Source organism: Marinobacter salicampi, assembly GCF_011074795.1.
GTDB lineage: Bacteria > Pseudomonadota > Gammaproteobacteria > Pseudomonadales > Oleiphilaceae > Marinobacter > Marinobacter salicampi.
In genome coordinates this window covers 47,639-61,097 of record NZ_JAAMPF010000022.1, presented here as the reverse complement: position 1 = coordinate 61,097, position 13,459 = coordinate 47,639, and the positions used below count along the sequence as shown (strand labels likewise).

Annotated in this window: 12 protein-coding genes; 3 read left to right on the top strand and 9 right to left on the bottom strand. The window is 52.2% G+C overall.

Going from position 1 to position 13,459, the window contains the following annotated elements:
- Positions 1-23 precede the first annotated feature (23 nt).
- Entirely contained in the window at positions 24-929 is a 906-nt protein-coding gene (locus G7W63_RS13305) for a glycosyltransferase family 2 protein (protein ID WP_166258900.1), read from the top strand.
- Positions 930-941: 12 nt separating this feature from the next.
- Here G7W63_RS13305 and G7W63_RS13300 read toward each other — a convergent pair whose 3' ends face one another.
- A complete protein-coding gene (locus G7W63_RS13300) occupies positions 942-1,808 on the bottom strand; it encodes a polysaccharide pyruvyl transferase family protein (RefSeq protein WP_166258897.1) in 867 nt (288 codons plus the stop codon).
- A gap of 125 nt (positions 1,809-1,933) precedes the next feature.
- On the opposite strand from G7W63_RS13300, the gene G7W63_RS13295 reads away from it, so the two are divergent.
- On the top strand, positions 1,934-3,178 hold the full coding sequence (locus tag G7W63_RS13295; RefSeq protein ID WP_166258894.1) for an O-antigen ligase family protein: 1,245 nt from the start codon (positions 1,934-1,936) through the stop codon (positions 3,176-3,178).
- Here the strand turns inward: G7W63_RS13295 and G7W63_RS13290 are convergent.
- From G7W63_RS13290 to G7W63_RS13280, 3 genes are all read right to left on the bottom strand, one after another.
- Entirely contained in the window at positions 3,140-3,913 is a 774-nt protein-coding gene (locus G7W63_RS13290) for a glycosyltransferase family 25 protein (RefSeq protein ID WP_166258891.1), read from the bottom strand. The genes G7W63_RS13295 and G7W63_RS13290 overlap by 39 nt on opposite strands.
- Before the next feature lie 61 nt (positions 3,914-3,974).
- Positions 3,975-4,322 (bottom strand): hypothetical protein, encoded by a 348-nt coding sequence (locus G7W63_RS13285; RefSeq protein WP_166258888.1) that lies wholly within the window; start codon positions 4,320-4,322, stop codon positions 3,975-3,977.
- Positions 4,323-4,678: 356 nt separating this feature from the next.
- Positions 4,679-5,419: a 3-deoxy-D-manno-octulosonic acid kinase gene (locus G7W63_RS13280; RefSeq protein WP_166258885.1), complete on the bottom strand. Its 741-nt coding sequence runs from the start codon at positions 5,417-5,419 to the stop codon at positions 4,679-4,681.
- A gap of 155 nt (positions 5,420-5,574) precedes the next feature.
- On the opposite strand from G7W63_RS13280, the gene G7W63_RS13275 reads away from it, so the two are divergent.
- Complete coding sequence (locus G7W63_RS13275; RefSeq protein ID WP_166259157.1) at positions 5,575-6,642, top strand: glycosyltransferase family 9 protein; 1,068 nt, start codon at positions 5,575-5,577, stop codon at positions 6,640-6,642.
- A 48-nt stretch (positions 6,643-6,690) separates the two neighbouring features.
- Here G7W63_RS13275 and G7W63_RS13270 read toward each other — a convergent pair whose 3' ends face one another.
- From G7W63_RS13270 to G7W63_RS13250, 5 genes are all read right to left on the bottom strand, one after another.
- The gene (locus G7W63_RS13270; RefSeq protein WP_166258882.1) at positions 6,691-7,095 is read right to left on the bottom strand and encodes a DUF6165 family protein; all 405 of its coding nucleotides are present in this window, start codon (positions 7,093-7,095) and stop codon (positions 6,691-6,693) included.
- Positions 7,096-7,147: 52 nt separating this feature from the next.
- Complete coding sequence (locus G7W63_RS13265) at positions 7,148-8,068, bottom strand: branched-chain amino acid transaminase (protein WP_166258879.1); 921 nt, start codon at positions 8,066-8,068, stop codon at positions 7,148-7,150.
- Positions 8,069-8,140: 72 nt separating this feature from the next.
- Positions 8,141-11,041, bottom strand: a complete 2,901-nt coding sequence (gene glnE / locus G7W63_RS13260) for a bifunctional [glutamate--ammonia ligase]-adenylyl-L-tyrosine phosphorylase/[glutamate--ammonia-ligase] adenylyltransferase (RefSeq protein ID WP_166258876.1) — start codon at positions 11,039-11,041, stop codon at positions 8,141-8,143.
- Positions 11,042-11,106: 65 nt separating this feature from the next.
- Entirely contained in the window at positions 11,107-11,961 is an 855-nt protein-coding gene (locus G7W63_RS13255; RefSeq protein ID WP_166258874.1) for a CYTH domain-containing protein, read from the bottom strand.
- 177 nt (positions 11,962-12,138) lie between these two features.
- Positions 12,139-13,182 carry a porin gene (locus G7W63_RS13250; protein ID WP_166258871.1) on the bottom strand — a complete coding sequence of 348 codons (1,044 nt, stop codon included), beginning with the start codon at positions 13,180-13,182 and terminating at the stop codon, positions 12,139-12,141.
- Between the last annotated feature and the right edge of the window lie 277 nt (positions 13,183-13,459).

The window sequence follows — 13,459 nt, the reverse complement described above, 5'->3', positions numbered from 1 at the left end:
GAAGACGGTATTGGAATTTAACGGTGCTGGAAGAAATGGAAACAAACGTCTACGTTATCATAACGACAAAAAATCGCCCTGCTTACGCGGCTAACGCCATCTCCTCCGCCACGGCTCAAACAGAACCGGCTGCCTCCATTATTGTGGTGGACGATGGCAGTGACCGACCAATTGAAGAATTAATCGATCCCAAACTTGCGGAAAGCTGTAAGTTCATACGCAATGAGAATAGTCATGGGGTTTCAGCTGCACGTAATATTGGAATGGGCTATGTCGAGGGAAAATGGGCTATCTTTCTCGATGATGATGACTGGCTTTCTCCCACCTATGTTCAGGAGTTAAACAAGTTTTTAGCCAGTTCGGATGGAAACGTGGACTTTTGTTGGCCATCAAGAACTCTTGTTTATGATCACACTGGTAAAAGAGTGGAGACGAACGCCCCGAAGGCATCTGCGGCGCCAATCCTGACAGACAAAAAAGCTCTGAACAGCCTTATGGAAACTGGTTGTTCTGGCTCTGCCTATCGAGTCAGTGCATTTAAAACAGTCGGTGGCTTTGATGAGACATTGGTTGTGTCTGAAGACAGAGATCTCACGTTCCGATTGCTTAATGCCGGTTACACTGGACGCCAGAGTGTTGATGCACGCGTCTACATCCGCATTCACACCGGAGACAGGCTAAGCACTCCTAGTGCGAGTACGGCCCAAGCTGAGTCTGACCTGTTAGTGCTGTCCAAAAATGCTGATTTTTTGCGAGACAACCCTGTACTCGCAGAAAGGTATATAGGTCGCGTTGCAAAACGGCTTTGGGCAAGAGGATATAAAAAAGAAGCACTAAACGCACTTAATACACTCTGTAAAATTAATCCGCTCTCGTTACGAACTCAAAAACGACGTCTTTGGTGGTCGATAAAGCTAAAGTTTTATTGATCAAGCAACGTCTTACTTAACAAAACCAAAATATCTATCTGGAAAAGAAGAAATGAGCCGGTCTTTGCTCTCAGAAAATGACTTTACTGACGCATAATCTTCAATTTTATTTACCGCATTTTTAAAATCGTCACGAGAGTCTATTGTCAAACATGATTCACCTTTAGCTTCAGTAGTCGAATAGTAATCTCTAAATTTAAAGCCGCCACCTGTCACTTTATTTGAAAAAGAAACCCATTTATTTTTAATTCCGTACGCATCCGCTAAAATAAGGCCATGGAGAGATGATGAGAGTATGTAATCACACATCAATAATTCACGTACAAACTCTTCCGGATCTTTTCTTACATTTATTACATGAACGTCAGACATTTTAACTATGGAGCTGGAACCAAAATCGACGTAATGCGGAATTACTCCAACTTTATATTGCTTTTCAACAGCGGGCTTATAAAAATCAGGCATCAAAATGGCCGGATCGCCAAGAACACATTGGTCTAAATAACCTTTTCCTCTATATAAAATTTCAGCTGTTAGATGCCCCCGTAGCGCGTGAACTTTCAACTCAGAAACATCAAACTGAGATCCGATAGTATAATCCAGCGTTCCTGTACCCCAGATATCGCTATTCCTCTTCGCACGATGTATCATGCTGCCGACACCGAGAAGATGGCCGAACTTCCGGCTTTTTACATTATGAACTGGTTTCCCCGTGATCTTTTCAACCAGATAAGGCGTTAGCAAATCACCTACGTTTTTTTCTTTATAAAAATAATAGACAGGAACCCGGCGACGGATCGCAATGTTGAAAAAATCCAAACAAATATGGAATAAATTCAAAGCTCTCACCATACCAGAAATTAGATCAAAAACTTGCACGACAACGTGATCAGAAAATAATTAACATTAGACCATATCTTGGCAACAAATTAATACTGGCCTTTCACAAAATCGAAGGTATAATTTTTTAAACGAGAAAATATTTTTTTTGCACCGGAAAATCAATGAGATACAGCTATCCCTCACGCGATAAAATTGTACACGCAGCGATTTTTAGCCCGCTCATCTACATCCTAACCATCATGTGGATGGTACATGATGGTTACAAATACGCTCCCGTAATTATTCTTATAAGCGCTGTCGTTTTTATTTCACTAAAAGGGTGGAACCTTTCCCATAAATCAACATTCAACCCTAGAAATCCCTACTACCTTACCTTACTAGTTACAACCGTTTTTTATTTTTTAAGCTATAAAATAAACGGCGGCAATATCTCTGAACTGAGGACTCTGATTTCAATACTTATTTACCTTTCCATTATATATAATTACGAAATAAAAGAGAAGCATTTTATATACATAATAGCCGCATCAGCGGCGCTTTTCATCACTGTCTGCTTTTATTTTTTTTATATAGAAGGCTCAAGAAGAGCAGCACTCAACTATAACCCCATTCCTTTCGCTACAGGTGTGGCATCAATACTAGTGGTCACTTTTTTTATCGCATATTCGATAAATTTAAATAAAAAATTTATATTTTATTGTCTGAGTTTTCTACTATTAGTGTCGCTTGCAATGACGGGAACCCGCGGGGTTATTCTACCCATAATGATTCTTGCCGCCGGGATCTTTTTATTTTTTTTGTACAGAAACTTAATAGATAAAAATTATTTGAGAGCTAGCGCTGCTATCCTGCTCATCGGACTTTCTTTTACTGTGCCCGCGTACATATTCAGTGATCGCGTAGAGAGCACTATTACTGATTTTAAGAAGATTGAAGCTGGCGACCTTACCGACTCGATTGGCCTAAGGCTACAGTTCTGGAAAGGCGCAATTGAAATTTCTAAAGCTAACCCGCTATTTGGTTCCGGGGAAAACCACCGTGAGATGTTTCCACAGTTAATTAATCGGGAAATTATAACGCAAGAAGCTGCTGACTATGCGCCCCGTCATTATCACAACCAATATTTAGACAATCTTGTTAAAAGAGGCGTCGTCGGCCTGGCTATTCTGCTAGCAACTTTTCTTATACCTATGATTCTGTCATATAAATTTTCAGGTTGTAAATCCTGGAAGTTCCACACTGTAGCAGCGCTCGCATTTTTATATGGTGTTGCAAGCCTTACCGACGTGCCCTTAAACCACCCTCCTGTTATATTTACTTATTACATTATTACTTTTATCTTAATACCAAACCGAGTAAAAGACCCTTCATTTAACTCGACGATAGCCTGCCAAGAAGCAAACTAAAGCTCCAAGCCTGCGGCGAATCCTTACGCCCCTTTTTTTAAACCTGGCCATAAGAGAAGGTTTGGAGGTACCTTTTAAAAGCAGCCGACTTTTTTCGATATGACTGCTTGAACGGTCATAGGGGTGTGATAACTTCTTAGTAAACAGGATATTTATATCTGTATCACGGAAAAACAGATTCCAGGCATCTGCTAGCTTTAAATAATCACTATGGGCATCAAGCATTGCCTTTGCGCTTGTCCGTGTCACGCCGTAGCAACACGTACGAAGTACATAGGAGTTTGAGTACGTTGGCAGCCTTAGAATACCGTTCATACCGGCTGGCTTACCGAATATATACTTACTCGATGGCATACCCTCTTGTCCGCCGAAAATAATGACCGAGTTCTCTGGCATCATTGCGACGTCATTAAGCACTGAGCCCAAGTCTGAATCTGTTCCAATAACATCATCCTCAATAATTAACGCGCTTGCTCGCTTCGACTCCAGAAATTTATTAATCGCTTTGATATGACTCAACGTGCAACCTATTTCCGCTGGTGACAGCATTCGGTATCCTGAAGAAACAGCAGGGAAAATATATTGAAAATATCTTTGAGGATCAAGTTTCCGACCGTCGACCGCCTCGACTAATTTCATCATATTGAAATGAATTGGGAACTTTTCAGAGAGCTGCAACCTACGACTCTTATCGCTCTCCAACGAAACACAATAAATAGGTGGTATCGCTCCCACTATTGAGTTACTCCTGTCCAGTGAGAGGTAAACTATAACTCATTTAAATACCCCTTCTGTATTAATCGAACTCTCGGTCGGGAGATATATTTTTCTGAACCCTTTTCTTTTTGAACATTTGCTTCCAAGAATAAACACTGGCCCAAAATTCTTCGGTATTCCATTCAGCACCTGCTTTATCATGCCTCTTTTCAAGATATGCGCCAAGCAACTCTTCAATCATTTCGTGATGCGCCAGCCTTGCTGCAACATTTGCAAGGTTTTGTGTTGCAACATTAACCGGAATCGCACCTGAATAAACACGGATATCGTCTTCGTCTATCATGGCAAACTCATCATCCGGCCCTAATAAAAAATTGGTCAGGTTGCCATCCGCTTGCTCAATTCCCATCTTGTGTATCATTGCCATGGCCCTCCCCAGGATATGGATTATCTCGTACCGCCTCTCCTGAAGTGGCTCATCTCGCAACGCGACCCTGACCGCGCGGTATCCAGCCAAGTACCTAGTTCCAAAGCCAAAGCATTTTTCAGAAGCCACCCAACCCGAAAAAACGATGGGAGGCACGGGCCCACCCGCGCGCCTGATAAGTTTTCCACGACGCAAGGCCCTGATACAGTGGATCAGCCCGAAAAAAGGCCGCTTGTAGCACTTTAATGCTGCCGTCTCCCCGTCAATTGTGGCCAAGTAGGTGATGCGCGTTCGGCGAATATTTGAATGAAGTTCTTCTTTAAGCTCGAGTGTTGTCATTTGGCTGGATCAGTTCTTTACTGATGGTGGTGGTAAGCTTTCAGAAAGTGTTGCCAAAGCTTGGGCTGCTTCGATAAGCATCGCTCCGGACATCGCTTTCGGATCGATCTATGGAGGCGTTCGATATTCCGCCGCTTCCAATTTGCGTCTAACACATTCCGGCTTTGAGGAACGACCCGGCAGCGATCAAAGTCGATGATATATATTTTCTCAGAAGCAATTAGCACGTTATCACAATTCAGATCGACGTGGTTTAACCCATGGTCGTGGAAGCGGCGTATCACATACCCCAGCTCTTCCCAGAGAGATGGTTCGCATAAATGTGTGCTAGAAAAGAACGTGACCGCACCAGGTATGCGCTTCAGCATAATTGCAGCTTGGTACCAGAGAAGTCCATGTAAACATGCCAAGGCACTAACAGGTTCCGGAACCGGGAGCCCAAGCGCGAAGAGATGATTTAGCAACTTAAACTCGGCGTGTGATCTCGTGCGATCAAAGCCTGTAAATAGATAGGTCTTTTCTATCAGCTTAGCCACAGCCCCGCCTCGTCTATAATGACGGAGGACCAAACTGGAAGGTTCCCGATCGATAAACCAGGCTCCTCCCCGCCCGCCCTTCTCAACCGGCTGCGCCTTGTCTGCCCAAAAAGTGGGGGAGAACCATTGTTCATCGATCTGTTCATAACCCGGAGCGCGAAGTATTGAGCACCTGCCGGTGCCGGACTCACATTTGTTTCCAGACTTCTGAGATGACACCATAACCGAAAAACCCAATTATTTTACAAGCCCTGGCCACCTTGTCAGGGGAGTACGCTAGAATGGCGACAGTTTAACAACCCCATTCCTCTGGCTCTACAGTAGCCAATGAAAGAATCGCAACGGACGCCAACTTGCCACAGCGCAGCCCTCATGACATCAACTCCATCTGCATTCTCAGGCTGTCGGCACTGGGCGATGTAACTCACGTGATTCCTGTGGTCCTCAGCCTTCAGGAGCATCTTCCGGGTGTCCGAATCACCTGGGTCATCGGCAAGCTCGAAGCCAGGCTGATCGGCGATCTGCCGGGAGTGGAATTCGTCATTTTTGACAAGAAAGCAGGGCGACAGGGCTATGCCGAGTTACGTCGCAGCATGAAGGGGCGACGGTTTGACGTACTCCTGCACATGCAGGTGGCCTTTCGGGCAAACATCGCCGCGGCGCTGATTCCGGCCAGGGTCAAAGTGGGCTACGACAAGGCTCGCAGCAAGGACCTGCACAGCCTGTTTATCAACCGCCGGATAGCACCGGTGCATGGCCAGCACGTCCGGGACGCCCTGGCGAGTTTTCTTGAGCCGATCGGGCTCGAAGCAGCCCCGCCCCGCTGGTTCATTCCCCTGCGAGAACACGATGAGGCCTTCGCCCGCGAGCACCTGGACCCGCAGCGGCTAAATCTGGTCATCAGCCCCTGCGCCAGCCATACCCTGCGTAACTGGCCGTCCGACCACTACGCCCGCCTGGCGGATTATGCCATTGAACGGCACGGCATGAAGGTGGTTCTGGTGGGCAGTCCGGCCGAGTTTGAGCTCCGGTTCTGCGCTGCCATAGAGGCTGCCATGACCCGAAAGGCCCATAACATTTGCGGCCAGGACACGCTCAAGCAGCTGACTGCCCTGCTGGGTCAGGCGGACGTGGTGGTCGCCCCTGACACTGGCCCCGCCCATATCGCCAGTGCCATGGGTACCGATGTGATCGGGCTGTTCGCGGCCAGTAACCCCTATCGCTCAGGACCCTACGGCTCCCTGAAATGGTGCGTTAACCGTTACCCGGAAGCGCTCCAGAGATTTACCGGCAAAACCGTCGAGCAGGCCCGGTGGGGCGCAAAGGCGGAGTTTGAGGGGGCCATGGAAATGGTGACCGTAGCGGATGTAACGGCCATGCTCGACCGGTGGGTGGCCGAGCACGGGATGGGAAAGGAGACTAAGCAGGAACCGGAAGCAACCTGACCCTCTTTCAGGACAGCCAGCTTCCATGGCAGCCGGGGCAACCGGCCTTTACTTCTTCGCGGTATAGTCCTGGTAGGATTTCTCTTCCACAAACCGTGATCCAAGGGCGAGGTTGATCTCTTTCTTTATTGCGGCACGTTTGTCGTTGGTCACGTAAACCGCACGGGCCAGCTCGATAAACCGGGGCCCGAAATCCTGCGCCGCTTCCTGGTCCCGGATGTCATCCTCAATCACCCAAAGCTCTTCGTTGACCGCCTTGAGTTGACTGCGGAGGCCGGCAATTGCGCCCGGGTCTGTCACTGCCGCGTCCCAGGTCTGGCTCAGCTCATCAAGCTCCAGACGAACATTCCTTACCTTCTGGGGGTCTGCCATGCGCTCGGACTTGATTTCCAGAATGGTGATCTTGTCGAGAACTTCGCCGAACGAAACCGGCACCTTGATTACGTCTGCCATAACTATACTCGCTGGTTTTCTGAACTGGATGGATCCCGGGAACAGCCTTGCTTCAGACAAAGGAGAGCCAGCTACTGTTGGCCTCACGCTTGCCTTTGACAGCATCGAAATACATGGACTGCAGCTTCTCGGTTAATGGTCCGCGCTTGCCCGTGCCAATCAGTCTGCCATCCAGCTCGCGGATGGGCAGAACTTCGGCTGCCGTTCCTGTGAAGAAGGCCTCGTCCGCGACATAGACCTCGTCCCGGGTAATGCGACGCTCCCGAACCGGAATATCAAGCTCTTTACAGAAGTCCATGATGGTCTGGCGGGTTATGCCTTCCAGGCAAGAGGTCAGTTCCGGCGTGTGCAGGACGCCATCACGCAGGATAAAGACGTTCTCGCCGGAGCCCTCCGCCACGTAGCCTTCGTTGTCCAGCAGCAGCGCTTCCTCACACCCGCTCGCGATGGCTTCGTTCAGCGCCAGCATGGAATTCATATAGTTGCCGTTGGCTTTCGCCTTGCACATGGTGATGTTCACATGGTGCCGCGTGTATGACGAGGTGCGAACCTTGATGCCAAGCTCTTTCGCCTCGGGCGACATGTAGGAGGGCCAGCTCCAGGCTGCCACCATTAGATGCACTTTCAGGTTATCCGCCCGCAGGCCCATGCCCTCGGCCCCGTAGAACACCATCGGCCGGAGATAGGCCTCATCTAGGTTGTTGTCGCGAACCGCCCGAAGCTGGGCTTCGTTGACCTCATCCTTGGAGAAAGGCATTTTCATGTTGAGAATATGGGCCGAACGGAACAGACGATCGGTATGCTGTTGCAGGCGGAAAATAGCCGGACCCTTGCTGGTGTTATACGCCCGCACGCCCTCAAAACAGCCCAGCCCGTAGTGCAGGGTATGGGTCAGCACGTGCACCTTGGCGTCGCGCCAGGGAACCATTTCACCGTCCAGCCAGATAAGGCCGTCGCGATCCGCCATCGACATTTGCTGTGCTCCTCAAGCAGGCGTAGTTCGGAAAAGCCGCATTCTAGCAGGAAAATCGGGGCTGACGAAGGGCTAGGTCCCGAGCATGACGCGGTCCCAGACCTGAGCGATATAGTCCCGCTCGGCCCTGAACTCATCAGCACCGACCTGACTGTTGTGGTTCTGCAGCGCTCGCCGATGGATGGTCGATCGTAATGTAATGTAGGCTTCCCTGAGCTGCTCCGTGTCCGCAACCGGCAGAAGGCCGGCCCGCCCCAATTCCTCCAGTTGGCGGATATTATCGGTCCACTGGGTAAGCTCGGGGTGTTTTGCCGAATGCGCCAGCATCAGATACTGGACCATGAACTCGATGTCGATAATGCCGCCCCTGTCATGCTTGAGGTGAAACACCTCGGCGGGCCGCTGGTCTGACTGGGGCGTGCCAAGGTTGGTTCGCATGCGTTCGCGCATATCGATCACTTCCTGGCGCAGCTTTTCGTGATCCCGCTGCTGGCAAAGCAGATCGTGGCGCAGTCGTTCGAACGACTCAAGGGTCTCGGGGCAACCTGCGACACCACGGGCCCGGGCAAGTGCCTGGTGCTCCCAGGTCCAGGCATCGTTGCGCTGGTATTTCTCAAATGACGTCAGGGTGCTGACCAGCAGGCCGGAGTTCCCCGAGGGGCGCAGCCGCATATCCACTTCATACAGCTGCCCAGAGGGCGTCTGGGTGCTCAGGATATGAACAATGCGTTGGCCCAGGCGGGTGTAGAACACGGCGTTGTCGATGGGCTTGTCGCCGTCCGTGATCTGCTGGGGGTCGGCGCTGCTGACAAAGACCAGGTCCAGGTCTGAGGTATAGCCCAGCTCGATCCCCCCAAGCTTGCCGTAGCCGATAACAGCGAAATCGGTCTCGCAGCCTGAGCCGTCCGCCCGCCGGGGACGGCCATGGCGGGCAACCAGGTTGGCGAAGGCCACGTCCACCACGTGATCCAGCACCACTTCCGCAATCCAGGTCAGGTAATCGCTTACCTTCATCAGAGGCAGGGTACCGCGAAGCTCCGATGCCGCGACCCGCAATATATGCGCCTTCTTGAAATGGCGCAGAGACTCCATCTGCTCTTCCAGATCCTCGAACGGAATCCGTAGCATCTGCTGGCGCAGGTCATCGAGCAACTCACTTTTGGCAGGCGGATGATAGAGGTTCTCCGCATTGAGAAGCTCATCCAGCAACAGGGGCGTTTCGGCCAGCTGGCGGGCAATCCAGGGGCTTTCACTGCAGAGCCTGACAAGCTGGGTCGAGGCGCCCGGGTTTTCCAGCAGCAGCACGAGGTAAGCGGTGCGCCGCAAAACCGCCTCCACCAGATGGAGTACCCGGGCCAGGGTTTGTGAGGGCTTATCCACCTGGGTCAGGGTTTCAAGCAATACCGGCATGAACTGGTTCAGGCGCCGGCGGCCCTGGGTCTGCATGGTCTGCACCGGCCGACCTTTGCGCAATTTTGTAAGTGCCTTGAGACTGGTGTCGGGATCCTCAAAGCCGTGGTCGTCGAGCCAGGTGGCAGCAGCCTCATCGTCCATCTCGCCCAGCCAGAGCTCCTGCCAGGCCTCATCCAGCTCAGCACCGGCCTCTTCGTCCTCTTCCAGGGTAATGATATCGGCAAAATGGTGGGCAACCCGGTCCCGGTGCTGGTCAAGGGCTGCAACGCAGTCCTGCCAGCTTTCATATCCCATGATCAGAGCCACCCTGGCCTGCATCCCGGGCTCGTCGGGAAGGAGTTGGGTCTGCTTGTCTTCGATGCCCTGGAGCGCGTGCTCAAGATCACGCAGGAAAATATAGGCCTCGCTCAGCTCGGTAACCACTTCAATCGGCAGGAGGTCCAGGTTCGCCAGTTCAGGCAGAATATTCAGCAGTTCACGCTGCTGCAATTCCCGATCCCTGCCGCCCCGGATGAGCTGGAAGGCCTGCACCACGAATTCGATTTCACGGATTCCGCCACGGCCCAACTTGATGTTGTTATCCAGCCCCTTCCGCCGTACCTCACGATTGATCATCGACTTCATACTGCGTAGGGACTCAAAAGCACTGAAATCGACGTACTTGCGGTAGACGAAGGGTCGCAGGCTTTCCATGAGAACCGCGCCGGCTTTCTGGTCTCCGGCCACGACTCGGGCCTTGACCATGGCATAGCGTTCCCAGTCCCGCCCCTGGTCCTGGTAGTAGGTTTCAAGCGCCGAAAAGCTCAGCGCAAGGGCACCACTCTGGCCGTAGGGCCGCAACCGCATGTCGACCCGGAACACGAAGCCGTCGGCGGTTCTCTGGTCCAGTGCCTGAACCAGCCGCTGTCCCAGACGAATAAAGAATTGTCCGTTATCGAGTGCGCGCTTCCCTCCCCTGGTTTCGCCCTTGCCAGGGAAAGCGAAAATCAGGTCGATATCCGACGACACATTAAGCTCGCGCCCGCCGAGCTTACCCATGCCCAGGACAACCATGCGCTGGGGAGCCGGCTCGCCGGTCACCGGGTCAGGGCCCCAGGGGGTACCGGAGTGCACGCAGCTATCTTCATAAAGCCAGTCCAGCGCTCCCTGGATACAGGTGTCAGCCAGGGCGCTGGTGGCGGCCATGGTCTCGTGCAGATCGGACCAGCCCAAGACGTCCCGCCAGATGATACGAAACTGGGTTTCATGGCGGAACCGACGCAGGGCACGGTGCAGCTCGGGCTCATCATCCACCTCTGCCAGATAGTCCTGCCATCGCTGCGCCACGAACTCCGGACTGACCACCTCTGAGAGAGGCCTCGCACTCAACATACGTTCCACTGCTCCGGGATGCCTGACGATGCCCTGTTGCAGGAAAACGCTTCGTGCCATGGCCTGCACAATGTCAGAGTCATTCAGCCCCTTCCAAGTGGCGACGCGGCCTTCGCGCTCAAGCTCGGACCAGGCCTCAGCAATATCGTCCTGCAAAAGTTCCGGAACGGCTTTCCAGGGCTCTGACATGATGCAAACCTCTGTCTCTGGGTTTAGTTTATCTTGCCTGATACTAAGGCGGTACGACGGCCTGATCAGCCGGCTTCGTTCTGGTCCACCAACAGAAGCTGGAACTGCCCGAGGCGCCGGTCCTCAAAAATGCCCTTTGGCTGATCTTCGAGACGCTGGCGCAACCAGGCAAGCTCCACGGCGCAGTTTGCGCTCTTTGCCAGCGGCTCAACGGCAGCAAGGGCATCCAGCACGTCCGCGACACCCTCCTCCTTCAGCCACAACAGACTGAGCGATTTCAAAAACCGCTCAAGGGGCGCTTTATCAGCAGCCAGTTGGGGACGGTGTAAACCAGCCCGGTAGTAGCCCTGCTCTGCTTTACTGATCAGGTTCAGGAAGACGGGCACATCCTGGGCCAGTTTGCTTGCCCAATATAATAGAGAAGCCTCGTCTCCTCCTTTCAGTTCAAGCTCAATTTCATGCAGCGGCCAGTCCGTGTCACTAGCGCGGATCACCCCCGCATCAAAAGCGCACTCGATGGAAGCTCTCCCGTCATCAAGCATGAGGGTACGGCGCCGGAAATTGGTTTCGAACACAGGCTCAAGCTCTGCAAGATTGACCCCCTCCCCAAGCGGTGTATCCGCCAGCAGGCCTATGTTCAGGTCACGCCCCAGTAGCGGCCACTCCCACTCCTGCCGGCGATGGGCACCATTGGAGAAGTCTCCCTGGGTTTTCAGGGTCTGTATGAAGCCGTCTCCGGTATCCCGAACCCGCAGCGCTGCTCGCTGCCGGTTCAGCTCAGCTTTGGGCGTATCATAGTACTGATTGACCAGCTCACGCGCCTCACCCGAGTTCGCGCAACTCTGGTTTTCAAACCAGCCATAGGCCTGCTCCAGACCGGCCGGCACCACCGTGAGTTTGATTTCCAGCTCCTGCGCCATGGGCGCTCCTTGAGAGAAGTACAGATAAGCATGTTAGCAGAACGGCTGGTGTATTGAGGAAGGCATAACGAACGGGTGTTGGAAGAAACCCGAAGCACATAAAAGCGGCACAATAAAAAACCGGCGGTCCGAGGACCGCCGGCTTGGCTACAACTTCAAGTCAGACTCAAGCCGTCATTAGAAGTAGTAAACAGCACCGATAGACGCGATGGAACGTTCATCGGATACGCCAATCGCATCAGCGGCGTCATCAACTGCACCATTCTCGTTGTACAGGTAAACATCATCACCACCACCCAGGTAGCCTTCGAAGTACACGTACATGTGGTCAGACAGGTTATGCAGGGCCTGGAAGGTGATGGTGTCACGCTCGAGGTCGCTGTTGTCAGCTTCCGCCATCTCGTATGACAGCGCAAAGGTGTTCGCGCCCAGCGTGTAGTAGCCAATCACACCGATGGTGTCAGACGAGTCGCTACGGGTGTGGTACTCGCCGGTCACACGGAAGTTATCCATGTCGTAGCTGGCACGCAGGCCATAGCTGTTTTCACTGTTGCCATCGCCGTTATCGTTGGAGTCCATGGCTACCGCCAGCTCCAGAGCGTCAACGGAGTAAATGGCTGCCAGCTGGAACGGGAAACGGCTGTCATCTACGCCCGGCTCGCCGTCACCGCGAACCTCAACCGCGGCCATCAACTTCAGGCCGCCGAAGCTGGGAGACATATACTGGACCAGATCGCCTTCGCCAGTGGTGTAGTCAGCGCCGATGTTCAGGATGGCTACTTCGTAGTATTGGGAAATCTCGTCAACCGCGCGCTCATAGGTAGAGTCGTCAGAACCGATCCAGATCTGGCCGAAGTTGTCGCCCTTGACACCGATGTAGGCTTCGTCGAGGCCGTCAATGCCATTGCTACGAGCTTTGTCGTCTGCGTTGATACCTTCCAGTTCCAGCTTGAAAAAGCCGGTAACGCCTGGGGCAAAGTCGTGCTCGTGGGAAACCCCCAGCGTGGTACCGTTATCGAAGTGCTCCAGAGTGCTCGGGCCGCCGTCGATGTCGTCGTAAGCGATTGCGTACTGGATGTTACCGTAAACTTGCGGCATGGAGTCCATGCGTGCAGCCAGTTCGTCTGCCCGAGAATCAGCGCTGGTAGCGGTAGCCTGGCCCATGGCGGTGCCAGAGAAAGCAACTGCAGCGATAGCCGTAGCGATCAGGGTCTTCTTCATTTTTGCGTCTTCCTATATGGAGTTAATTCAGGTTTTAGCGACGGGGTTGGCCCCGCTTTCTTAATGATCAGGCTTGTCATAGCGCCCGATTCTGGATCGGTAAAATGTCAGTTTCATGACATTTTGTAAATAATCAGAAAGTTCTCGGACCGGTTCCCTCTGCTCGACAGTTTCAGTCGTTTATCATGAACCTGTGCTACCAGGCTTGACCTTGAAAAATATCAAGGCAACGCAAGAGGTAACGCTATTTGATATTGTTCAATTACTTACATGCGCA

Bases quoted from the DNA above. Each gene is read 5' to 3' on its own strand.
- G7W63_RS13295 (WP_166258894.1), top strand. From the start codon at position 1,934: ATGAGATACAGCTATCCCTCACGCGATAAAATTGTACACGCAGCGATT.
- G7W63_RS13285 (WP_166258888.1), bottom strand. From the start codon at position 4,322: ATGGCAATGATACACAAGATGGGAATTGAGCAAGCGGATGGCAACCTG.
- G7W63_RS13280 (WP_166258885.1), bottom strand. From the start codon at position 5,419: ATGGTGTCATCTCAGAAGTCTGGAAACAAATGTGAGTCCGGCACCGGC.
- G7W63_RS13270 (WP_166258882.1), bottom strand. From the start codon at position 7,095: ATGGCAGACGTAATCAAGGTGCCGGTTTCGTTCGGCGAAGTTCTCGAC.
- G7W63_RS13265 (WP_166258879.1), bottom strand. From the start codon at position 8,068: ATGTCGATGGCGGATCGCGACGGCCTTATCTGGCTGGACGGTGAAATG.
- glnE (WP_166258876.1), bottom strand. From the start codon at position 11,041: ATGTCAGAGCCCTGGAAAGCCGTTCCGGAACTTTTGCAGGACGATATT.
- G7W63_RS13255 (WP_166258874.1), bottom strand. From the start codon at position 11,961: ATGGCGCAGGAGCTGGAAATCAAACTCACGGTGGTGCCGGCCGGTCTG.
- G7W63_RS13250 (WP_166258871.1), bottom strand. From the start codon at position 13,182: ATGAAGAAGACCCTGATCGCTACGGCTATCGCTGCAGTTGCTTTCTCT.